14 protein-coding genes are annotated in these 16,143 nt (G+C 47.1%); 7 read left to right on the forward strand and 7 right to left on the reverse strand.

What is annotated here, in order from left to right; translation table 11 throughout:
• Positions 1-280: 280 nt before the first annotated feature.
• The 6 genes from AC3A14_RS04025 to btpA all read right to left on the reverse strand — a co-directional run bounded on the left by AC3A14_RS04025 (position 281) and on the right by btpA (position 6,163).
• Complete coding sequence (locus tag AC3A14_RS04025; protein WP_318734753.1) at positions 281-493, reverse strand: hypothetical protein; 213 nt, start codon at positions 491-493, stop codon at positions 281-283.
• Between the two features lie 261 nt (positions 494-754).
• A complete protein-coding gene (locus tag AC3A14_RS04030) occupies positions 755-2,926 on the reverse strand; it encodes a CHASE2 domain-containing protein (RefSeq protein WP_318731394.1) in 2,172 nt (723 codons plus the stop codon).
• Positions 2,927-3,019: 93 nt separating this feature from the next.
• On the reverse strand, positions 3,020-3,223 hold the full coding sequence (locus AC3A14_RS04035) for a hypothetical protein (protein WP_318731393.1): 204 nt from the start codon (positions 3,221-3,223) through the stop codon (positions 3,020-3,022).
• Positions 3,224-3,316: 93 nt separating this feature from the next.
• On the reverse strand, positions 3,317-4,225 hold the full coding sequence (locus tag AC3A14_RS04040) for a vitamin K epoxide reductase family protein (protein ID WP_318700047.1): 909 nt from the start codon (positions 4,223-4,225) through the stop codon (positions 3,317-3,319).
• A gap of 547 nt (positions 4,226-4,772) precedes the next feature.
• Positions 4,773-5,264 (reverse strand): thioredoxin domain-containing protein, encoded by a 492-nt coding sequence (locus AC3A14_RS04045; protein WP_318731392.1) that lies wholly within the window; start codon positions 5,262-5,264, stop codon positions 4,773-4,775.
• Between the two features lie 89 nt (positions 5,265-5,353).
• Positions 5,354-6,163 (reverse strand): photosystem I biogenesis protein BtpA, encoded by an 810-nt coding sequence (gene btpA / locus AC3A14_RS04050; protein WP_318731391.1) that lies wholly within the window; start codon positions 6,161-6,163, stop codon positions 5,354-5,356.
• A 267-nt stretch (positions 6,164-6,430) separates the two neighbouring features.
• Between btpA and ruvA the strand changes: the two genes are divergently transcribed.
• From ruvA to AC3A14_RS04085, 7 genes are all read left to right on the forward strand, one after another.
• Positions 6,431-7,054: a Holliday junction branch migration protein RuvA gene (ruvA, locus tag AC3A14_RS04055; protein ID WP_318731390.1), complete on the forward strand. Its 624-nt coding sequence runs from the start codon at positions 6,431-6,433 to the stop codon at positions 7,052-7,054.
• Positions 7,055-7,434: 380 nt separating this feature from the next.
• Complete coding sequence (gene rpsO, locus AC3A14_RS04060) at positions 7,435-7,704, forward strand: 30S ribosomal protein S15 (protein WP_318731389.1); 270 nt, start codon at positions 7,435-7,437, stop codon at positions 7,702-7,704.
• Positions 7,705-7,715: 11 nt separating this feature from the next.
• Positions 7,716-8,207, forward strand: a complete 492-nt coding sequence (locus AC3A14_RS04065) for a PAM68 family protein (RefSeq protein ID WP_318731388.1) — start codon at positions 7,716-7,718, stop codon at positions 8,205-8,207.
• 24 nt (positions 8,208-8,231) lie between these two features.
• Complete coding sequence (aroF, locus tag AC3A14_RS04070) at positions 8,232-9,290, forward strand: 3-deoxy-7-phosphoheptulonate synthase (RefSeq protein ID WP_318700040.1); 1,059 nt, start codon at positions 8,232-8,234, stop codon at positions 9,288-9,290.
• 119 nt (positions 9,291-9,409) lie between these two features.
• On the forward strand, positions 9,410-10,372 hold the full coding sequence (gene nadA, locus AC3A14_RS04075; protein ID WP_318731387.1) for a quinolinate synthase NadA: 963 nt from the start codon (positions 9,410-9,412) through the stop codon (positions 10,370-10,372).
• Positions 10,373-10,409: 37 nt separating this feature from the next.
• Entirely contained in the window at positions 10,410-14,039 is a 3,630-nt protein-coding gene (locus tag AC3A14_RS04080) for a CHAT domain-containing protein (RefSeq protein WP_318731386.1), read from the forward strand.
• 1 nt (position 14,040) lies between these two features.
• A complete protein-coding gene (locus AC3A14_RS04085) occupies positions 14,041-14,946 on the forward strand; it encodes a hypothetical protein (RefSeq protein ID WP_318700037.1) in 906 nt (301 codons plus the stop codon).
• Positions 14,947-15,207: 261 nt separating this feature from the next.
• Here the strand turns inward: AC3A14_RS04085 and AC3A14_RS04090 are convergent, their stop codons facing one another.
• Entirely contained in the window at positions 15,208-16,092 is an 885-nt protein-coding gene (locus AC3A14_RS04090) for an alpha/beta fold hydrolase (RefSeq protein ID WP_318731385.1), read from the reverse strand.
• Positions 16,093-16,143: the final 51 nt, after the last annotated feature.

Consider the following 16,143-nt stretch of genomic DNA (forward strand, 5'->3'; position numbering starts at 1 on the left):
AATTATTGAACTCAATAAAGATCAAAAACTCGTACGATTGTGAGCTATCTGTTACCTACGCTACTGAATACTGGAAACAACCTGAACTATACTAGGATGCTGCCGATTCTAAAGTCCTACTCGGTCAAATCTCGTTGCGACGAACCCGGTTAGGTGTCCTCAGTTCGCTGACAAAGCAAGAATACAAGGGTCGGAATATTCTTACCTTTCTAGCTAGAAGATTCTGGTTAGTGATATTTATCCATCAATCGCCAAAATAGTTCCTTGTAGAGTATGAGCGTTAGCGCCCCCCAGTATCTCCTGTACTGTCAGGAGAACCATTATCAGGAGGTTCGTACCCTTTAAGCAGTTGGATCGCATCTTGATAGGGGGTATCAACCCTCTCGATAGAGGAATTGGCCCAACTGGGTTGTGCCCAACTGGCGATCGCTAATGCTCCCGCTAAGAGGAGAGCTGTATATTTGTCAAGGCTTAACGGTGTTCTCATACCCATAACCCTAGTTAATGCGAGACCTACTTTCCATTATACTGGCAATTTTACTGGCAGTTTTACCGAATTTAACAAATATTGTCAATTGGTCAATCCTGAAGATTCCGTAGATATACGGTTTTGCCTTCAGAATGCTTACGATCGTGGTAAGTGCCACACCTCAGACTTGATTCTGAGGATTTACGTAACCTTATTCTTTTATTCTGACCCGTTCCCTCAAACCCGGAAATCCTAAAGCTCTAATTGTAAAGATTTGATACAACTTTAGGGATTGCTCTGATGGGAAGAAGCAAGAAAATACTGATTTTTACCCTGGATCTTGGCTTGGTACATCGCTTGATCGGCAGATTTGATCAACACCTCAAGACTCTTGCCATCTTGAGGATATAGACTAATGCCCAAACTTAAAGTGATTTTCAGATCCGCTCCTTTGAGAGCTAGGGGTTGAGTCACTGCCAAAATAATCTTTTCTGCAACCCGAATGGCTACAGATCGACTGGGAATTTGGGGTAACAGGACTGTAAACTCATCTCCTCCAAGTCGAGCGACAGTATCACTTCCACGCAAACAACTTTTCAGGCGTTTAGCCACTTCCTTAATCACCAAATCCCCCATATCATGGCCAAATGTATCATTAATATTTTTAAAGCCATCTAAATCGAGGAAGAAGGTCGCTAGCATTTTTTCATTGGCCTGAGCATAAACGAGCGCTTCTTGCAGTCTTTCTTCAAACAACTTACGATTGGCTAAACCGGTCAGTACGTCATGATTGGCAATATGGCGCATCTGGTCTTCTGAGAGCTTCAATTCGGCATTGTGGCGTTTGAGATCTTCAGCTAATCGCTCTAATTCCGCTTCCCGTTCTTTTTGTTGAGTAATATCGCGGATCACACCCACTAGAAATGAATTACCCCCAGCATCCCGATGAAGCGATCGCTTAGTTTCAATTACTCGGTGAATTCCCCCAGCATCCGTAAATCCCTCTTCTTGTTGGGTACTTTCCTGAGTTACAAACAGGCTCTCATCTTGTTTCCAGAATTGTTCTGCTTCTTCAGGTGCAAACAAATCATAATCCGATTTATCCATTAACACTTGCAAGGGATAACCCACTAATTGAGCGTAGGCTTGGTTTAAGACAATCCAACGATGGTTTTGATCTTTGACAAAAATGGGATCGGGAATCGTATTAATAATTCCCTGGAGAAATTCTGTAGAGCGTTTAAGTTCTCCTTCCTGATGGGCAAAATGAATCAAAATCATCAGGGATGAGCCAACAAAGCCGAACAGAGGTGGAATGAAGGGAAACCACCAGCGAGCCAGAAACAGAACATAGCTGGTGAGACAGAGCGTTCCTAGGGTGACTCCTGAACTGAGGGTTAATTGGAAGGGTCTTCTCAATTTCCAGGCTAGAATAGAGCCTAATCCTGACCAAGCGAAAATCCACAGCCCTTCAATAGGATCGGATAAGGTTCGGATTGCACTCTGTTCTCCAGCAGCCAAATCTAAAATAAAGCTAATTAAATTGGCTTGAGCTTCAACACCAGGAACCGGATCGGGGTTGCTGTAGGGAATCGGAACAAAATCTTTGAGACTAATAGCAGTTAAACCAATTAAAACCAGGCGATCGCGAAATAACTGTGGATCAACTTCTCCATTTAAAACCTCAGACATAGAAACGGTTGTAAAAGTATCGCGAGGACCGCGAAAATCCGCTAAAAAAGGGTATCCGCTAGCCTCTGCATTGACATAGGCTCCATCGTAGGACTTAAAGGGATAGAAGACGGCTTCGCCTAATTGTAAGTATTTGGGATTGACTGATGAAGCTGTTTCCTCTATACCGAACTGGCCTAAGTACTTTAAGGCAAGTTGAAGGGCAAAACTTTTGTGAACCGTTTCCGTATGCACATAGAGTAACCCTCGACGCACCTTACCATCAACATCTAAGAGAACATTATTAAATCCCACTTGGGTTGTGGGGTTCAAAACTGGAGGAGCGGGAATATTTGGAGCTTTTTTATCAGCTACCCGTTCAATACCGACTAGGTTAGGCAACTGTTGCATCACCTGTTTGAGTTCTTCATGGCCAGGATTGACCGGTAAATCCCGATATAAATCTAATCCAATGGCTTGAGGTTGGCTTTGAGCAATCGTTTCTAGGAGAGTAGCCAAGGTAGAATCAGGGACTGGCCATCCTAGGTTTTGTAGGTCTGGTTCATTGATGCCAATAATAATGATTCGGTCATCTTTTGGTAAGGCAGGACGCAGACGAATGAAGGCATCAAAGGCCAGTAATTCGATCGCCTGGAATAGACCGAAAAAGCGTAGAGTCAGGAGAGCGAGAGTGATGCCAGAAGCGGTAAAAATGACTCGATGTTGATTGAAAAAGCGCCGGATGAGCCGATTCCAAAAAGCGGGTATGAAAATTGGATATGACACGGATCGGGTTTTAGGTTAAGGAGAAGGGTAGTGACCCCAAAAGCAGGATGGCATATCCGGTTATTCACTGATTAAAGATATAGATGCACAGAACTAGAGGGGTAAAGTTGTACTCCAAACTTTTCCTGATAAGGGCGTTTGGATCGTTGGTTTTAAGGGACTAGCATTTACATTTTCAATCAATGAGTTGCGATCTGAGGTTGAAGGCCAAGGTTGCTCAAGGTGAGCGATCGCTCCTAGACCGACGGTTAAGGCGATCGCGTGAAAAAAAACCCATCCCTTAAACTGTAAACGCATGATTATCGACCCTTGAAAGACTACCAGAATCCTTTATATGCGCTTTTGCTCTTGGAGTGTGTGATAATTTCCAGAGTGGGTGAGTGATTCCAATCACCGTTGTAGGAAATCACGGGGCCCCTGATAATCAGATAAATCAGCTAACTCGTTGAGTGATAGCACTCCAGCATAAATCTGACCGTTAATTTCCCAACTGGGAAAAGCCTGAATGCCAGCAGTTTGACATTGTTCCACTTGCGGATTTATTCCGTCAGCAGCACATTCAACATAATTGAGTTTATCCACTGCTTCTTTACCAAACATTTGTTTTTGGTCATGGCAGTGGGGACACCAATACGCACCATATTTTTTGGCTCCAATCTCATTGAGATGGTCAATCAAGGCCAATTCAGCCGGTCCAGAGGGGGTCGTAATTGGGGGTGGCGCTCCTGCGGCAGCTTGGGGATTATTGACACTTCCATAAACGCCTAGGGTAGCGACCAGGGTAACCATGGCTACAGTTAACCCGGTAAACGCTAATTGTCCGATATCGTCCCAAGCGTGGCCCATGAGGGTAACCACAAATAGGGAGAGAGATAAGAGAGCTGAAAGCACACAATAGGGACAAAAAGCTCCAATGGCGAAGGCCATGATGTACATTAAATAGACACTCCCCACGACCATCACCGTACTGGCGATGAACATCAGGAAACGAGTCCACTGGTCTAGGGTGGTTCGTAGTTCCTGATTGCGATCGGGATTGATAAGTAAGGGAGCGATCGCTAGCATCAGCATGGCTGCATAGCCAAAAAAGCCGAACAGGGTGAGAGGCAAACCAAAAACCGTTGCATAGGGACTGCCCAAGACCTCTTTACAGCCTGTGTTAGGGCAAACCACTTCTGCACTACCCATGAACTCAGCCACGGTTAAAAATGCTGTTTCAATCGCCCCAACGGTCGCTATCGCAGCGGTAATGGGTCGAGACCAACGATGAATCCAGGGACTAGAACGCCTACGCCTCATAACTTAAATTGAGTAATAACGATGTAGATATTTCGATTGCAGCTTGACCTCCTCCCCGGTCTAAAGACACAGGGATTCCTAAATCTCACAATTTAGGTTTCTGCTTCATCGCAGTTGCCTTCGCCGATTTCCTCGACTCCGGTCTTACACTCACTCCACAGACTATCCCCGCGAGCCACGCGGTTCTTATGTATTGAAATCCATACCAGAAAATTCAATTTTAAGTTTGATTCTAGGGTTAAAACTCTTAAAGTTTATACTTTTTATTGCCCTGTCCTCTTTTCCCGGTCTACCGAGCTTTCTGCGCCACGAGCTGAACTCGATTTCGTCACGTTAAGGCTTTCTGTTTCGTCTGCGTCGCGGGTGGGTCATTGACCAATATTATTTTAACATAATCTGTCCTAAAATGAAGGGAGTTAACAGGCAAGTTTTAACTTGCTTTTAGCCTTCATCCCCGGAATGAATTCACGGGGGTTTCGGCATATCCCCTATACAAATCTTAGGCTTGCCACCTGCAATGAATTCAGGTGAAGCCGGTTTTCCGCAGTTAAAAGTTCTGTGAACCTTGATATCCAGACAATTGGGCCAACTCCTCTAAGGACAAATTTCCTTCATATTTTTGACCGTCAACGATCCAAGTTGGATAAGCGCTAATGTTTGCCTGTTGACAGATTTGTGCTTGGGGAGCTGTTCGCCCTTCTGGGGAACATTCGATATAAACCGGCTCACTTTCAGCTAGCAGGATGCGATCGACAGCTTCTTGCCCAAACCGTTCTTTTTGGTCATGGCAATGGGGACACCAATAAGCGCCATACATTTTAGCGCCAATGCGCTGGAGATGCTCTGCTAGAGCTAAACTCGCTGGGGTTGAAGCTGTTTCTATTGGCCGGTTTTCAGGTTTTGAGGGTTGAGCTTGAGCCGATCTGCCGATGGTGGAAGGGTTAAAATCTTCTAGGAATAATAATCCACCCGTGCATAGGCCGAGCCACAAGAGGGAAAGGGTTAATCCTTTGGGAATCCATTTTCGGGAAGAGTTCACAGGTGTTCCTCCATAGATAGGGGTTTCAGAAGTGTGGATGTGGACTAGGATTCAATGCTGGAAGTTTCCACCGATTCACTTAATTTAGGTTAGTTTGAGGGTAAACTCTGTTGGGCAACTTCGACAAATTGATTGACTCGGTTGGGATCAATGGGGTGTTCAATATGCCCATGGCGTTTGAGGGAACTGGAGACAATCACGCCATCAGCATGGGGGAATAGATGACCAATATTCTGCCAATCTGCTCCACTACCGATAAATACGGGGGTTTCTTGGGCGAGTTGGCTGGCCAATTTCAGGTCTTTAATATCAGGGGGACTGCCAGTTGCTGGGCCAGATAGAATGATGGCATCGGCCAGTCCTCGTTCAATCGTGTCTGTAAGAGTAGACGCGAGGGTTTGCTCTCCTAAGGTGTGAGCATGTTTGACTAAGACATCTGCCAAAATTTTTACGTCTGCTCCAAGTTCGCGCCGATAGCGTAGGAGTTCGTGTGCTTTACCTTCAATTAATCCTTGATCGGTAGCCATTACGCCAGTGAGGACGTTGACGCGAATAAATGCTGATTCGGTGCAGGAGGCGATCGCCAAAGCACTATGAGCATCATTGCGCAGGACATTGACTCCAATGGGCAAGGTCACAAGGTTTTTTAGGCGATCGATAATTAGGCTCATGGCGCTCACCACAGATGGATCGACCCGATCTTTTGTGAAGGGGGCATCAAAAAAGTTTTCTACCATGATGCCATGGACTCCGCCTGATGCTAGGGCAGTGGCTTCTCGTTCGGCTCTAGCAATGACGGTTTGCAGGTTCCCTCCCCACCGCGATGATGTTGGTAGGGGTAAAAGATGAACCACGCCAATAATGGGGTTTGAGGTTTGAAAAATCTTAGTTAAGTCCACCCGTTTTCTCTTTCCGGACTCATCAACAACAACTCCACTTGGATATCTGAAGTCGGTTTTCTGTAAGGGTTATAAATTTTATGGATTGGGGATTGCTCTTTCATACATTTATTGTTTCTTACAGGAACGGATGCAAGCAGGAGCCACGGTTGGCTCTCCAGTCAGGTTGACTTTTGGAGTTGCTTTTTGGGTGTGCTGGTAAGACAACACCGTATGATAATACCATAGGCTATGCTGTGCGATTCAATCACGCAAGGGGATAGCAAAATGCTCAGTTATCTGAGGGGAACCGTTTCCCAAGTTGACCGGCGATCGGGAAATCGTGTGACTCTGGTGTTGGAGGTGAATGGTTTAGGTTATGAGATCCAAGTGACTCGTCAGTTAGGCGATGGGATCTCTGAGCGTCAAGATGAGGTTCAAGTATTTACCCATTTGATGATTCGCGAGGAGCAACCCTTGTTGTATGGCTTTACGTCGTCAGCAGAGCGGGATCTATTTCGCCAGTTGGTGGGAGTAAGTGGTATTGGGGCACAATTGGCGATCGCTCTTTTGGATACGTTGGGGTTGTCCGATTTGGTGCAGGCGATCGTTACGGGTAATATTAAACAACTGGTACGCACTCCTGGGGTGGGTAGTAAAACAGCCGAACGTATTGCTCTAGAGTTAAGAAACAAGTTATCCCAATGGCGAGATACATCTGGAGTCGCTCTACCGGTCTCTAGTACCATTCCTTCAGCTTTGCAAGAAGATGTGGAAATGACTCTTCTCGCTTTAGGATATAACCAGGAAGAAATCGCCCAAGCGTTAGGTGCATTGAGTCAGAAACCCAATCTGATGAAAACTCAAGAGGCAGAAGATTGGATCAGGGAAGCCATTAGTTGGTTGAGTTAAGTTTTATTTTTCCAGAGGTGATTCCATGAATTCAGCTTGTGCTTACTCGGAGCGCTTGATGCAGGTTTGAGAGGCGATAACACATCGTGACTAAGGAGAAATAATTAATGCTTTTCAAGAACGTCTTTTATGGAGAAAAATAAAGCCATTTTTATGAACCTATCGAAAGAAAAAGTTATGCCTTTATCCGCTGAAGAACATCAACAAGTTATTGAATTTTATCGTTAAGATATCCTCAAGCTGCAAGAGCTAATTAACCGTGACCTTTCCCATTGGCTTGTGTAACTGGCTGATTTGCTTAGGAGCTTGGGTCACAATCGAAATTTGTGTTATAGTACAAAGTTGCTGAATTTTGATGGATTATACCAACAAAACACCTTATGAGTCTCACACAAACCAAAAAACATCAAATAATGGCTGAGTACCAGGTTCACGAAACCGATACCGGTTCAGCGGATCTGCAAGTAGCTGTTTTGACTGAGCGGATTAACCGTTTAAGTGCCCACTTAAAATCGAATAAGAAAGACTATGCTTCTCAGCGAGGTCTGATGAAAATGATTGGTCAGCGCAAGCGTTTGTTAGGTTACATTAACAAACAAGACCAAGACCGTTACAAAGCGTTAATTAGTCGTTTGAGTATCCGAGGCTAGAGTAATTGCCTATGTCCCCTGAACCCACTCAAAAGGGTGAGTCGGTTGCGAAGGAACGATTGCCCTTCGAGCCAAAAACCAGCCGTAAAAAAAATCGTTCTACTCCTTCATCCTCCTCCAGGAAATCAAAGTCCTCTCAAGGGTCGCAGAAAAGAACCCCAATTCGTCAAGAAGACCGGGCGATCCCCGAAGTTGTAAGTAAGCGGATGATTAAGCGCATGGCTTTGTTGTCTGGTGTACCTACTGCCCTAGGTGTGTTAACGTTTGCGATCAGCTATTGGATTTTGACCCAAACAGAGTTTGATTTACCTCATATTGCTGTGGTGTTGGTGAGTATGGGGTTTTTTGGCCTGGGTGTCCTCGGTTTAAGTTATGGGGTACTCTCGGCCTCTTGGGATGAAAATCGAGTAGGGACTCTGCTCGGTTGGCAGGACTTTACCCAAAATTTAGGTAGAACGATCGCCGCGTGGCGATCGATCAAACAAGATAAGTATTCAGAATGACCCTATCGAATCAGGATATCAACCATGATTGTAGTAATGAAAAGCGGTACGCCAACCGCAGAAATTGACCGAGTCAGTGATGAACTGGGAACTTGGGGCCTGACACCAGAAAAAATAGTGGGTCAGCACAAGGTGGTCATTGGTTTAGTTGGGGATACAGCAGATTTAGACCGGGAGAGAATTCAAGAATTGAGTCCTTGGATTGAATTAGTATTGCGTGTCGAACAACCCTTTAAGCGTGCCAGTCGTGAATATCGTCATGGTCAAGCCTCGGATGTGGTAGTTTCTACACCTCAAGGTGATGTTCCCTTTGGCGAAAGTCATCCTATCGTTGTAGTTGCTGGCCCTTGTTCAGTGGAGACGGAGGAGATGATCGTTGAAACGGCCCTGCGAGTTAAGGCGGCAGGAGCTAAGTTTCTGCGCGGTGGCGCTTATAAACCAAGAACCTCACCCTATTCGTTCCAAGGCCATGGAGAAAGTGCCCTAGGGCTACTGGCCACAGCGCGGGACAAGAGCGGCTTAGGTATTATTACAGAAATCATGGATACGGCAGATCTGGATGCAGTGGCAGAAGTGGCTGATGTGATTCAGATTGGGGCCAGAAATATGCAAAATTTTGCCTTGCTGAAGAAGGTCGGGGCCCAGGATAAGCCGGTTTTACTCAAGCGAGGAATGTCCGCAACCATTCAGGAATGGCTGATGGCGGCTGAGTATATTTTGGCTGGGGGAAATTCTCAAGTGATCTTGTGTGAGCGGGGAATTCGCACGTTTGACCGTCAATATACCCGCAATACCTTGGATCTGTCTGTCGTTCCGGTCTTGCGGACGCTGACCCATTTACCCGTGATGATTGACCCGTCCCATGGGACGGGCTGGTCTCAGCATGTACCTGCGATGGCGAAAGGGGCGATCGCCGTAGGAGCCGATGCCTTAATGATTGAAGTTCATCCCAGCCCCTCGAAAGCGCTCTCGGATGGGCCTCAGTCCCTCACCCCAGATGAGTTCGATGAACTGATGAAAGAATTGGCGGCGATCGGTAAAACGGTCGATCGCTGGTCTATCCCAGAAACCGTTCTGGCTTAAGAGTTTCGGGAGTTATCAGTATGCCCTAATTGGGTAGGGGCGTTGGTCACCCTACCCTTTTTAGTGAAATAAACTATAATTAGAACTGAAAGTAATAATGGTTTAGGTTATTATTCACCTTGTTTACTGCTGTTTCCTCCCCCACTCGCGTCTCTGAACTTCCCGACGACCTCTTTGAGGCGATCGCCACTCTCAAGCGAGAACTCAACGCCATTGTCTTGGCCCATTACTACCAAGACCCCGATATTCAGGACATTGCCGACTATATCGGTGACTCCCTTGGCCTATCCCGCAAAGCTGCAAATACTGACGCAGAAGTCATTGTCTTTGCTGGGGTTCACTTTATGGCCGAAACTGCCAAAATTCTTAACCCTAATAAATTGGTACTTTTACCAGATCTCGATGCAGGTTGCTCCCTAGCCGATAGTTGTCCACCTGATGCCTTTGCTGCATTTAAGGCCCAAAATCGAGATCATTTGGTAATCTCCTACATTAACTGTACGGCCGAAATTAAGGCCATGAGCGATATTATCTGCACCAGTTCCAACGCTGTCCAGATAGTCGAGCAAATTCCCACCCATCAACCCATCATCTTTGCACCAGATCGCAACTTAGGACGCTATGTCATGGAACAAACCGGACGAGATCTCCTCCTCTGGGATGGCAGTTGTATTGTCCATGAAACCTTTTCCGAAAAGAAAATCGTGCAACTGAAAGTGCAGCACCCCGAAGCGGAAATTATAGCCCATCCCGAATGCGAACCCTCCGTACTGCGCCATGCCGATCATATCGGTTCCACGACTGCTTTACTCAACTATGCCCAAACCAGTCACAGTCCCACATTTATTGTGGCTACTGAACCGGGAATTATCCATCAAATGGAGAAGGAAGCGCCCCATAAACAGTTTATTCCTGCACCACCGATAAATAACTGTGCTTGTAATGAATGTCCTCATATGCGGCTCAATACGTTAGAAAAGCTCTACTTGGCCATGAAAAAACGGACTCCAGAAATTACCCTACCCGAAGAGATTCAGGTAGCCGCTTTACGTCCCATTCAAAGAATGTTAGAGATGACCTAATGATTGGAAAAAAACATCTTTAGAAACCTAGAAGTCAATGGTGACAGTCAGAATTATCCAGCAAGGAGATAACCAGGGAGATAAATACCAGGTTGCAATTACCCTGGAAGGCTCAGAGGTGAGCCAGAGTGCGGCGGCAGACTTTGAATTTAGAATTGAGGAGCAAGAGCTTGAAGACATTCGCTGGTATCTCGAAGACTTTTTGCAATACCCTCAAGAACCCGCACCCAAGATTGCCCGTAGGATAGAACGGCGGATGTACGAAATTGGAACGGAACTGTTCGAGAAGGTATTTTACGCCAACAACGATACCCGCAACCTATGGGAAGTTTTACGCCATAAAATCGGCAACGCTCGCATAGAAATCGCTTCTCCCAACGGTTCTGATGCGGCGACAATTCCGTGGGAACTCATGCGCGTTCCGCGCAGCAATACGCCTCTAGCATTGAGTGCAAGCGCCTTTGTTCGTACCGGGTTTCAGGGAAGACAGGACAGTCACGCCGCTCGCTACGGCAATAGCAAGATTAAGATTTTAATGGTTATCTGTCGCCCTCAAGGTAGCAAAGACGTGGCGTTTCGGTCGGTGGCAACCAAGTTGATTAAGGGGCTGACAGACGGCGGCAGCGAGGTTTTTCAATTAGACGTTTTACGCCCGCCAACATATGACGAGCTAGAGAAGGTTTTGCGAAGAGCCAAGGAGGATGGATTTCCCTATCGAATCGTCCATTTTGACGGACACGGGATTTATGAAGACCTCAGAGCAAAAAAAACGGGTAAGCCCCCTCAAAAAAAGCGAGGTTACCTGATATTTGAAAGCTCGGATTCCGAGTCTGGCGATTCTCCTGCGGAGACGCTTCGCGATCGGGAGGACTTAGTTCATGGGCAATTACTCGGTTCGTTGCTCGCGGAAACGGAGGTATCTTTGCTGGTGCTTAATGCTTGTCGTTCGGCTTATATTGAGACACCTAGCAAACCGGGTCAAACTCTTGCAGATAACAGGAGTAGCGCATTAGGTTCTCTAGCACAAGAGGTCATAAATGCTGGCGTGGCTGGCGTGGTGGCAATGCGCTACAACGTTTATGTTTTCACCGCTGCCGAGTTTGTGGCTAATTTGTACGAGGCTTTAGCTCTAGGTCAAACACTGGGCGAAGCCGTCACAAAAGGACGCCAGCAGTTACGCGCTCAACCGATTCGGGAAGTTGCCTTAAGCCCGCTGCCATTGCAAGACTGGACGGTGCCGATAGTTTACGAAGCAGCCCCCGTGGCGTTCCCCAGTTCTGCCAACACTCTCAAACAAGCCTTTAACCTTAGCGACAACGATACTCCGCTTGCAGGTGAAGAAAGGAGATGGCAATCGTCCAAAACCCCCGATGCGTTTTTCTTGGGCCGCGACGAAACCCTGCTGGCACTCGACCGTGCTTTCGATACGGGGCGCATTACTCTGCTGCATTCTTATGCTGGAAGCGGCAAAACGAGTACCGCTGTTGAGTTTGGCCGCTGGTACGCGCAAACTGGGGGCGTGGAGGGACGGGTGCTGTTTTCCTCTTTCGATCGATATTTGCCTTTGAGGCGAGTGCTGGACGAGGTTGGCGTAGCATTTGAGGGCTGGTTAAAAACAAGGGGAGTTCGCTGGCTAACGCTAAGCGATAGCCAGCGGTATTCTTGGGCGCTTTTAGCATTGCGAGAAGTTCCCGTGCTGTGGATTTGGGATAACGTCGAATCAGTAGCTGGGTTTCCTGCTGGCACGGAGTCGACGTGGAGTTCCCAAGAGCGCGACGAACTGGCTAAATTTTTGCAGGAGGCAAGCCAGACGCAGGCTAAGTTTCTACTTACCTCCCGTCGCGATGAGAGAGGGTGGTTGGGCGAAGAGCCTATCAGGATTGCAATACCGCCAATGCCCATGCAGGAACGGGTGCAACTGACACGGGCGATCGCCCAGAGGCTGGGACATCAATTGATAGAGGTAGGGGATTGGTGGCCTTTGCTGCAATTCAGCCAGGGAAATCCACTAACGATTGCGGTGCTAGTAGGCCAAGCACTGCATGACGGATTGAAAACCAAGCAGCAAGTCGAGAATTTTGTGGCTCGGCTAAGAACGGGCAAAGCCGCGATTGAAGATGACGAGAGGGAGGGGCGATCTAAGTCATTGGGCGTGTCGTTGAGTTACGGCTTTGCTCGTGCCTTTACAGAGGAGGAACGCCAACAACTAGCATTGCTGCATTTATTTCAGGGTTTTGTAAATGTGGACGTGTTGTGTTGGATGGGCGACCCCGATGAGGACTGGTGCGTGCCTGCCACGCGCGGTTTGACCCGCGAAGCTGGTATTGCCAAGCTCGACCGGGCTGCTGAGGTTGGCCTGCTTACTGCTCGCGGCAACGGATTCTACACTATCCACCCAGCCCTGCCGTGGTATTTTAAGCGCCTGTTCGACCGATACTACCCCGCGTCTCCTTCCGTTGAGGGAGAAGAATCGGAAGCAACTTTAGCTATCCATGCTTACGTTCGAGCAATTGGCGATATGGGGGATTATTTCTACCGCGAATATGACAAAGGCAAGCGCAATGTTGTCAATTTAATCGCTGCGGAGGAGGCTAACTTGCTCCACGCAAGGGAAGTATCGCTGGCAAGGAGCTGGTGGAATGGAATTATAAATCCAATGCAAGGTTTAAAGGCACTTTACGAACATACGGGACACCATTCGGAGTGGGCGCGGCTGGTAGAGGAAATCGTACCGGAGTTCGTCGATGCAGACAGTGACGAACCCCTTCCAGAGCGGGAGGTTTTATGGATTCTCGTTACCGAATATCGCGTAAAAGTTGCCGCTGCAAGGCATCAGTGGGAAAAGGCCGAACGCTTGCAACGGCTATCAGTCCGTGAAGCTCGCAAACGTGCCAAACCATCTCTAGCCGCGCCTCCAGAATCGTTAGACGGCAGCCAAAGGGATGCTATTAGAACCCTAGCGGTAGCGTTGAGTCAGTTGGGCGATATTCTGCGTGACCTAGGGTCGCCCGAATGTCTTATAGCTTACGAGGAAGATTACAACCTGTCGCTTCGCATAGGCGACCGAGAGGGTGCGGCTGTTACCGCCATCAATATTCGTAAAGCCTATATGACAGTTCCCGATCTGTGCGATTTAGCACGAGCGGAGACTAGCTATCTAGAAACTTTAACAGTCCCTGGCGAGAAAGACCCGCTAAAAATTGCCGGTATTTTGGCACAGCAGGGGCAGATAGCTTACGAACGATGCAAAGAAGCAATCGCCACCGGGCAGTCGCAGGAAGACCAACTCCATCACCTCAATGACGCGCTAGCCTGCTACCAAAAGGCTCTCAATTTGTTGCCTTCGGGTGCGCTAAGTTACTTAGCGCTAGTGCATAACCAGCTTGGCAACATCTACAGCATAGCGGATGCTACTTATTCTCCTCTTGCCTTGGAACACTGGCAGAAGGCCATTCGTTACGAAGAAGACCAAGGAGATATTTACCAAGCCGCCCGAACCCGCTTCAATGTAGCCTTGCATCTGCTAAGGGATAATCGGTATAGCGATGCTTTGCTTTTTGCTGAGGCCGCTCTTAGCAACTACGAAGGCTATGGAGATAAAGCTTTAAACGACGTTCAGAAGACAAGGCAATTAATTGTTCTTATAAGGCACAAACGAGGTCAATAATATGAATGTAAACTGGTTCGATGACTTACCCGCGATAGGTAAAATGCCCGTGACGCAAGCAGCGGCCAAATTGCGCGAGATAGGAGAGGAGGAGTTGGCTATAGCGCTCTTAGCAGCGGAAGACCGGCAACCGGCTGCAAGTACCTTTTCTGGATGGAGTCTGTTTGAAAGACCCTGGCAGCACGCCGCTCATACCTTTGGCTACATTGCTCCGGTGCCTGCTAACACTAAAATTATTCCCATTAAATCTGCCGGAAATATTAATCCCGACCTATCGCTCAAAAATGCTCGTATTAAAATTACGCTAAACTGCTTGCGCGTAGCCTCCTATCCTGGGGGTGACACTCACCAAATATTGTTTGATTTTTATACTCAAAACCAATTACAAAACACCCAAGAGCATTTGCACTTCAACAGCACCTATCGCGTGCGCGAAGGAGAAAGAGCGGCTATTATCAATTATCCTATCTTCGTTGGGTTGAATGTCGGTAATGATGGAATTCCTTTTAAGTGTTATACGGTCAATATCAAAAACGAAGAAGACGAGGCTGCTGTAAAGTTTTTGGAGTCCGACGTATTTAAAGCTGGACTTAAGCTATCGTCAACCGTACAGCCAGCGATCGCGCCTCTATCAGCGATGGCGGTTGGTTTGACTAAAGCGATTGCTCGTCGCCGAAAAAATGTTCCCGTGCAGGATTTTTACTTGGGATTAGATTTTGGCAGCAATCCTCTAGGAGCCCGTTTAGCTGAAGGGGTTTACGTCGCCGTGCAAATCCCAGAAAAAGAAAGGCGCGTGTGGGACTGGAGCGATTGGGTGTACGATGCTGAAACAAGTCAGGTCGTTAACGATTACGATCATACCGAGTTAATTCCCCACAATTATATTGCTTTTGGCATTAGCCGCTAAGGTCGGTGTAGCAACCTTTATCAGTGGTGTTTTGCTGAAAAGATCAACTCAAAAGTCGGGATTGCATAACCATGCCAAACCAATAAGTACAGCCCCATCAGCAGTCCTAAAGCTTCTATTCTGTGAGGGGATTTCAGAAAGACACTATCGGTTAAAAAATAAGGATCTTTCAAAAATCTAAATCCCCGTTCTACTGTCAGAATATTGATCTACCATCGAAACTGTGGTTTCCGGCGATCGCGCTATGATGATTGGCTAACTTCAAAATTGAGTCAAACCCCTTAAAATCAACCGATTTACTAAATCCGGATATTCATCATGGGGACAATGACCCGCATTCGGAATCGAGATAAACTCAACATCTGCGCGGGTTTGAGCCAAACAACGATACAGCTTACCTGCACTAATCGGAGTCCAAGGGTCATTTTCGCCCCACAAGACCAACAAGGGCTGTTTGACTTGGGTTAATAACTCTTCCGGTTTTGGCCCTGGAGGAGCAGTTAATACCGAAGCAAAGACTTTTTGTGCGCCAGGATCGCAGGAGGGTTGATAGAGTAAATCTACTAGCTCATCTGTAATAGCCTCGGAGGACATATAGACTTGGTGGAGCGTCCTGCGAATACGATGTTTTTGTCGCACCTGATTGAACAGAAATGGCCCAGTAACCGGAGAACTTACCAAACGGGTAAATGCTCCCATGATTATCCGTAAGGGAAAATTCAGCTCTTCAGGACGATGGTTCAATCCTCCAGCACAGTTAATCAAAACGCCAGCCTGTCCCCGCTCTGGAGTTTGGGCTAGAATCATTAAGCTCAACAGTCCGCCAATAGAATTACCAATCCATACGGCTGGCTGTTGAATATGAGTTGCCCAAAAGTCCTGAAGCAGGCTATACCAGAGATCCATAGAGTAGTCTAAAGGGGGTTTATCTGAAGCTCCAAACCCTAGTAAATCGAGGGCAAACACTTGATATCCAGCCTGGGCTAACATGGGGATATTTTTGCGCCAATGACCCACACACCCGCCAAAACCATGGAGTAGGACAAGGGGAATACCCTCGCCCTGAACCGTATAGATAATTCGATGGTTTTGCCAGAGCCAGGTTTGAGGGGTTGAGAGTTTTGGAGATAACTGTTGAGTTGTCACAGGGTTTGAGAGAATATCAGGTGTGCTGATTGGATTTTAAACCCTTTTGAC

Source organism: Roseofilum sp. (assembly GCF_982964205.1).

Bases quoted from the DNA above. Each gene is read 5' to 3' on its own strand.
- AC3A14_RS04080 (WP_318731386.1), top strand. From the start codon at position 10,410: ATGGTGACAGTCAGAATTATCCAGCAAGGAGATAACCAGGGAGATAAA.
- AC3A14_RS04035 (WP_318731393.1), bottom strand. From the start codon at position 3,223: ATGCGTTTACAGTTTAAGGGATGGGTTTTTTTTCACGCGATCGCCTTA.
- AC3A14_RS04065 (WP_318731388.1), top strand. From the start codon at position 7,716: ATGTCCCCTGAACCCACTCAAAAGGGTGAGTCGGTTGCGAAGGAACGA.
- AC3A14_RS04025 (WP_318734753.1), bottom strand. From the start codon at position 493: ATGGGTATGAGAACACCGTTAAGCCTTGACAAATATACAGCTCTCCTC.
- aroF (WP_318700040.1), top strand. From the start codon at position 8,232: ATGATTGTAGTAATGAAAAGCGGTACGCCAACCGCAGAAATTGACCGA.
- AC3A14_RS04040 (WP_318700047.1), bottom strand. From the start codon at position 4,225: ATGAGGCGTAGGCGTTCTAGTCCCTGGATTCATCGTTGGTCTCGACCC.
- ruvA (WP_318731390.1), top strand. From the start codon at position 6,431: ATGCTCAGTTATCTGAGGGGAACCGTTTCCCAAGTTGACCGGCGATCG.
- AC3A14_RS04085 (WP_318700037.1), top strand. From the start codon at position 14,041: ATGAATGTAAACTGGTTCGATGACTTACCCGCGATAGGTAAAATGCCC.
- rpsO (WP_318731389.1), top strand. From the start codon at position 7,435: ATGAGTCTCACACAAACCAAAAAACATCAAATAATGGCTGAGTACCAG.